Raw genomic sequence first — 3800 nt, forward strand, 5'->3', positions numbered from 1 at the left:
GCGCAAGGAGTTCCTGGCGCTGAACCCGGCCGGAACGCTGCCGATCCTGCTGGCCGAAGGCGACGTGCCGATCGTCGGGGCGACGGTCATCGCCGAGTATCTCGATGAAACGCGCGGCGTGCTGAAGCGCGACAAGAGGCTGTTCGCCGAGGACCCGATGCAGCGCGCCGAAATCCGCCGGCTCATCGACTGGTATCTCAACAAGGCTGAAAGCGAAGTCACCCGCCATCTGGTGCGCGAGCGCGTGCTGAAGCCGGTCATGCCGGAAACGGCTGGCGGCGGCTCGCCCGATTCGGGCGCGATCCGTGCCGCGCGCGCCAACATCCGCCAGCACATGAAATACACCAACTGGCTGGCCGGCACCCGCCATTGGCTGGCCGGTTCGAGGGTCACCTATGCCGATCTCGCGGCCGCGGCGACGCTGTCGGTGCTCGACTATCTTGGCGAGATCGACTGGCGCGAGCACAGCGCTGCACGCGAATGGTACACGCGGGTCAAGTCGCGGCCCTCCTTCCGGCCGCTTTTGACCGACCGGGTGCGCGGCCTGTCACCGGTGTCGCATTATGCGGACCTCGACTTCTGACGCCGCAAAACTGCGCGCGCTGATCGACGCGGAGGCGCAGCGCGCCGGCTTCGATGCCGTTGCCGTCACCTCCCCCGATGCGATCCCGCTGGCGCCGGCGCGCCTGGCCGAATTCGTCGCCGATGGCTTTCACGGCTCAATGGACTGGATCGCCGAGACGCTGCAACGCCGCAGTGAACCAATGGCCCTCTGGCCGCAGGTGCGCTCGATCATCGTGCTGGCGATGAACTATGGCCCCGACCATGATCCGCGCGGGGTGCTGGCCAAGCGCGACTCCGGCGCGATCTCGGTCTATGCGCAAAACCGCGACTATCACGATGTGATGAAGGGGCGGCTGAAGGAGATCGCCGGCAAGATCGTGGCGCGCGCCGGGGGTGATGTGAAGGTGTTCGTCGACACCGCGCCGGTGATGGAAAAGCCGCTGGCCGAGGCCGCCGGGCTCGGCTGGCAAGGCAAGCACACCAATCTGGTCAGCCGTGAACACGGCTCCTGGCTGTTCCTCGGCACCATTTTCACCACCGCCGAACTCGTGCCCGACCGCGCCGAGATCGACCATTGCGGCTCCTGCCGTGCCTGCCTCGACGCGTGCCCGACCGATGCCTTTCCGGCGCCCTACCGGCTCGATGCGCGGCGCTGCATCTCCTATCTCACCATCGAGAACAAGGGGCCGATCCCGCACGAATTCCGCGAAAAGATCGGCAACCGCATCTATGGCTGCGACGACTGTTTAGCCGCGTGCCCGTGGAACAAATTCGCCAGGGCGGCTTCCGAAGCAAAACTCGTCGCGCGCGATGATTTGCGCGAGCCGCCGCTCGCCGACCTATTGGGTCTCGATGACGCTTCCTTCCGCGCTTTCTTCTCCGGTTCGCCGATAAAACGCATCGGCCGCGACCGGTTCATCCGCAACGTGCTGATCGCCGCCGGCAATACCGGCGATGCCTCTCTTGCCGACACTGTGCGCGCCTTGCTGGACGATGCCTCGCCGCTGGTGCGGGGCGCGGCAATATGGGCGCTGGCGCGGCTGGTGCCCGATGCCGAATATTCACAACGGGCAGCCATCGGCCTGAAAACCGAAAGCGACGATGCCGTGCGCGACGAATGGCGTCTGGCGCGGCCAACTAGGGCGAATGCATGAGCGAAAAGCAGATATTCATCTTCGGCGCCGGCTATTCCGGCAGGGCTTTTGCTCGGGCTAACAAAGGCGCCGCGACGATCTTCGGCACGACACGCTCGCCGGAAAAATTCGAGACGCTACGGCAGGCCGGTATCGCGCCGCTCCTGTTCGACGGCGCGATGACCGGCGAAATCGGTGATGCATTGGGAAAAACAACGCATCTGCTGATTTCGATTGCCCCGGAAGAGGCCGGCGATCCCGTTCTGAATGCCGCACGAGAGGCAATCGCTCAAATGCCTTTGCTGGAATGGATCGGCTATCTCTCCACGGTCGGCGTCTACGGCAATTATGACGGCGCATGGGTCGATGAAACGGCGGAATGCCGGCCGGTGTCGAAGCGCTCGGTGATGCGGGTGGCCGCCGAACGAGACTGGCTGGAGCTGGGCCGCGAGATCGGCCGACCGGGGGCGATCCTGCGCCTGTCCGGCATTTACGGCCCCGGCCGCAACGCGCTGGTCAATCTGGAAAACGGCACTGCAAGGCGGCTGGTCAAGCCGGACCAGGTGTTCAACCGCATCCATTGCGACGACATTGCCGGCGCCCTGTGGCAGCTCATCGAAGGCAATACAGGCGGCATCTTCAACGTCACCGACGACCTGCCGGCGCCGCCGCAGGATGTCGTCGCCTATGCCGCTTCGCTAATGGGTATCGAACCGCCGCCCGAAATTCCCTTCGACGCCGCCCAACTTTCGCCCATGGCGCGGTCCTTCTATGGCGAGAACAAGCGTGTCGCCAACGCGGCGATCAAGGCGGCGGGTTATTCCCTGCGGTTTCCAGACTACCGCGCCGCCTTCGATCATATGTGGGCAAGCGGCGATTGGCGTGACGGCGAAGCGCGCAGCCCGATGAAGCGCTGACGATCGAAGCCGCGGGTGCGGCGTGCTATGATTCGGCCTTGGGATTGCGGTGGAGAACCGGGTTCATGAAGACAGCGATGAGGCTATCTCTAGGCAAAACGCCCCTGTTGGCCGCTGCGCTCGGCCTGCTTGCCGTGCTTGGGTCAGCCGTTCAGCCGGCGAGCGCCGAGGAGCGGGCAAAAGACCTGTTCGGCGCCAAGAAACTGCCGGCCGCGACCGCGGCGCAGTCGATCGGATTCTATTCCAAGGGCTGTTTTGCCGGCGGCGTCGCCATTCCCTTGGACGGTCCGACCTGGCAGGTGATGCGGCCGTCGCGCAACCGCCGCTGGGGCCATCCGGCGATGATCGCAGTAGTCGAGAAATTGTCGCGCGACGCAGCGGCCGATGGTTGGCCAGGCCTGCTGATCGGCGACATTTCGCAGCCGCGCGGCGGCCCGATGCTGACAGGACATGCCTCGCACCAGATCGGGCTCGACGCCGACATCTGGCTGACGCCGATGCCCCGCCGCCCGCTGTCGATGGCGCAGCGCGAATCGATGAGCGCCACCTTGATGGTCGATGAGAAGACCCATCTGGTGAAGGACGCGCTGTGGACGCCAGCGCACACAAGGCTTCTGAAGCGGGCGGCGAGCTACGGCCAGGTCGAGCGCATCCTGGTCAATCCGGGCATCAAGAAAAAGCTCTGCGACACCGTCAAGGGCGACCGCTTCTGGCTGCGCAAGGTCAGGCCGTTCTGGGGCCACGACTATCATTTCCACATGCGCATCGGCTGCCAGCCGGGCTCGCCCGGTTGCAAGGCGCAGGAAGCGACGCCGGACGATGACGGTTGCGGCAAGCCGCTGGCCTGGTGGTTCACGCAGGAGCCGTGGCGGCCCAACAAGAACCCCGATGCCCCCAAGGCGCGCGACCTGATGACGATGGCGAACCTGCCGAGCGAGTGCCGCGCCGTGCTCGACGCGCCGGGGCCGTCGTCGGCCGATGCGGCGACCTACCATGGCGGCGGCGTGCCGGTCGCGGCCTCCGCGCCCGAACCCGAAGCGCCCTCGTTGCCCGCCACCCCGGCCGCCGCCGGCTTGCCAAGCACGATGAACGCTTTCACGGCGACGCCCGAGATCGGCGTGCCGCTGCCGAGACCGCGACCGCCTGGAAACTGACGGTCACGGCTTATAGCTTACAGCTTATAGGC

Annotated in this window: 4 protein-coding genes; all 4 read left to right on the top strand. The window is 65.8% G+C overall.

What is annotated here, in order from left to right:
* A partial coding sequence (locus EN749_RS32370) for a glutathione S-transferase family protein (RefSeq protein ID WP_145991095.1) occupies positions 1 to 583 on the top strand: 583 nt, incomplete at its 5' end.
* Positions 564 to 1718 (top strand): tRNA epoxyqueuosine(34) reductase QueG, encoded by a 1155-nt coding sequence (gene queG / locus EN749_RS32375; RefSeq protein ID WP_128364693.1) that lies wholly within the window; start codon positions 564 to 566, stop codon positions 1716 to 1718. The genes EN749_RS32370 and queG, both read left to right, overlap by 20 nt.
* The gene (locus tag EN749_RS32380) at positions 1715 to 2614 is read left to right on the top strand and encodes an SDR family oxidoreductase (RefSeq protein ID WP_127808449.1); all 900 of its coding nucleotides are present in this window, start codon (positions 1715 to 1717) and stop codon (positions 2612 to 2614) included. Before queG ends, EN749_RS32380 begins: the two co-directional genes overlap by 4 nt.
* A gap of 65 nt (positions 2615 to 2679) precedes the next feature.
* A complete protein-coding gene (gene mepA / locus EN749_RS32385; RefSeq protein ID WP_128364694.1) occupies positions 2680 to 3768 on the top strand; it encodes a penicillin-insensitive murein endopeptidase in 1089 nt (362 codons plus the stop codon).
* Positions 3769 to 3800: the final 32 nt, after the last annotated feature.

Origin of the sequence: Mesorhizobium sp. M7A.F.Ca.ET.027.02.1.1, from assembly GCF_004022985.1 — a bacterium.
GTDB lineage: Bacteria > Pseudomonadota > Alphaproteobacteria > Rhizobiales > Rhizobiaceae > Mesorhizobium.